3 protein-coding genes are annotated in these 2,925 nt (G+C 60.3%); all 3 read right to left on the bottom strand.

Translation table 11 applies throughout. The annotated features are described in order from the left end of the window. The coding region (locus C0V97_RS17460) for an iron-containing alcohol dehydrogenase (protein WP_127103719.1) at positions 1 to 494 on the bottom strand (494 nt) is incomplete at its 3' end. 668 nt (positions 495 to 1,162) lie between these two features. Beyond that, positions 1,163 to 1,795, bottom strand: a complete 633-nt coding sequence (locus tag C0V97_RS17455) for a hypothetical protein (RefSeq protein WP_127103365.1) — start codon at positions 1,793 to 1,795, stop codon at positions 1,163 to 1,165. Position 1,796: 1 nt separating this feature from the next. After that, on the bottom strand, positions 1,797 to 2,925 hold a 1,129-nt coding region (shc, locus tag C0V97_RS17450), incomplete at its 5' end, for a squalene--hopene cyclase (RefSeq protein WP_127103718.1).

Below are 2,925 nucleotides of genomic sequence, written 5' to 3'. Positions count from 1 at the left end.
CCCCCTGATTTGTGAGTCCCCCCCCGCGTAATCCCCGCGACATTCGTACCCTCCGAGCCTGTACCCGCCGTCGTCGGGACCAGAATCAAGGGCAGCCGCCCCCCCTTGACCTGATCGACCCCATACATCTCGGAAAGAGGCTGCTTCGCACCCATCAGGATTGCGGCGAGTTTCGCCACATCCAGGGATGACCCACCGCCCACACCGAGCACAGCCTCAATGTTTGCCGCCTGTCCGGCCACCACACAATTCTGGAGGATCGCTTCAGAAGGGTCGGCGACAACCTGATCGTAAAGCGTCACCTCGAATCCTGCCTCCTGAAGCGACTCGATCAGCGGCGCGACAAGCCCTGAGCGCGTCAGACCGGAATCGGTGACGAACAACACACGGCGTATAGCCCACTGAGTACGCAGGGTGGCGCCAATCCGACCGGCGCCCCCCCACTCCATGGTGATCTTGGGCACCGTCTCGAATGTGAATGGCTTGATGGACATGATCGATACTCCCTCGCCCTCTGGCTTGGCAGCGCAAAGCACGCCTCCGACACAACCCGGCGAAACGCCTCGACCTTGAGCGCCGGGAGTGGGAAAACCCCGCTTCGATACGAACACTGCCTCGGATGACCCGCCTTTGCATGGGACGCCGTGACGGATCAGGAAAAATCACGGTATCGATCGTGCCACGCCCACACGCACCACGCACGTGAAACCAGTCAGCTTCAGACAATCGTGACTTCCTGCACCGCCTCAGCCATGCCGTACGCCCCCAGGAGAACCCGCGACCCATGCGCGTCCCCGCTCAGGTCGTATCACCGGCTCTGCAACGGCAAGACATGAGGCACCGCGCTGGTAGGGCGCATCTGCTGCAGCCTCCATTCCTCCTATATTTTTCCCTATTATTACGCTTAGAACCTAAAATATTTTTACAAACGCAGTGTTCGCCTATTTTTGAACACAATATTTTCGTCCATAATGTGGGCGATACCGGGAGCGTGATGCAAAACTTCCCCGGTATCGCCCACGATTTATAGTCGTTTTTGAAAAATTAATGAACGACCGGGGTCAAAAATCCCTATCAATGCGATGACGCGCCGCGAAGCAATGCCTGCGAGCCTGCGGCCATTCCAATACGTTGCGCTGGTGTGTTGAGCGCCGCGCCAGAGCTATGCTGGTTGGCGGGCCAGGAACGCCGCCATGGCCTTATGCGCTGCTCCCGCATCGCGTCCCAGCGCCATCAGCGCTGGAATTTGACCGGGCTTACGCAGCAGGCTGGCGGCCAGCTTGAGCGGCGAGATACCGCCGCCTTCCAGCACATCGCAAGCCGCAGGAGGCAGATCGCGGCGCGAATCATCGCACACAACCCGGAGCACCGCGAAAGGCAGCCCAGCTCGGGCAACGACCCCGCTCTCCATATCGACAGCCAGACAACCCGTGCGGGCATGAAGGCGCTCTTTCTCCGCGGCCGTGGCGATCAGTCCGTCGCTATGCAAAAGCCCACCATGAAGCACGCCGGTGTGCCCTACGCCAAAACGACGCGACAGCGCCCCATCGGTCTTCGCCGGCATTCCGTCCACAAGCACCCATTGCGGAATGATCAGGGCTCCTGGCCTCAGGTCAGGAGCAAGGCCCGCCGCACAACCAAATGACAGCAGCGCAGTCGCTCCTGCCGTGAGAAGCCGCTCGACACCCTGACGTGCCCCCTCTGCAGTCGCGCCACTGATCGCGATGGGTGAGCCGGGACTATACGGCCTGATCAGCCGCGCCTCAGCCTTAAGCCCAACCAGAATACCCAGCATGTCAGAAACCGTGCTCGACCCGACCGGAATTGCTCAACCCGAGATTGCGGAAACGCGACAAGGCCATGAGAGGGAAGAACTGCTTGTAGCCGTGATAACGCAGATAAAAGACCTTGGGGAAACCGACCGCATTATAGGGCTGTTCTTCCCACTCACCTTGACCATTCTGCTGCGCAACGAGATAGGACACGCCGCGCTTGACAACCGGTGTCTCGCGACGCCCGACTGCCATCAGCCCCAAAACGGCCCAGGCTGTCTGAGTCGGCAGGCTCTTGTCATACTCCCCCGGTGTGGCCCCCTCGTAAGAGGCACAATCCTCACCCCAGCCACCGTCTTCACGCTGGACGCTCTCGAGCCATTCCACGGCACGCAGCACGGCAGGGTCATCATGCGGCACACCGGCGATATTGAGAGCGCAGAGAACCGACCAGGTACCGTAGATGTAGTTGGTGCCCCAACGGCCAAACCAGCATCCTTCCGGCTCCTGCTCGCGACGCAGATAATCGAGACCACGCTCGATCACCGGGCGATCCTCGGGAAACCCCAGTTCGCACAGGAAGGACACGCAACGGGCCGAGACATCGGCGGTGGGAGGGTCGAGCAGCGCGCCATGATCAGCAAACGGAATATGGTTCAGCGCATCGAGATCGTTATCGATATCGAACGCACCCCAGCCGCCATTCGTGCTCTGCATTCCCACGATCCATTCACGGGCGCGGGAGATTGCTTCCTTGTTGCCGTCAGGATCCTCGCGATTGAGCAGCATGCCCACAACGGCCGTATCATCGACATCGGGATAGTAGTCGTTTTCATATTGGAAGGCCCATCCGCCTGGACGGACATCCGGGCAGTTGATCGCCCAGTCTCCCTTCACGTTCAGAATCTGCCGTTTGCGCAGCCAGTCCATGCTGCGCTGGAGCTTTTCTCTCGTTTCCTTCGGGCGTGTCGCATCCGGACCCGACGCCGCCTCAGCCATGGCAAGCCCGGAAAGACCCGTATCCCAGACCGGCGACACACAAGGCTGGCAATAGGTTTCGTCGCCATTGGTGACGAGCAGATCCTGAATGCCCTTCCAGGCCAGTTCCACGCGCGGGTCGTTATCCGGAACGCCCATACCGCGATACATCATC

The sequence above is a fragment of the Asaia sp. W19 genome, assembly GCF_003994335.1.
Taxonomy (GTDB): domain Bacteria; phylum Pseudomonadota; class Alphaproteobacteria; order Acetobacterales; family Acetobacteraceae; genus Asaia.
The sequence above is the reverse complement of the archived record's forward strand: the minus strand, read 5'-3'. Positions and strand labels throughout refer to the sequence as shown.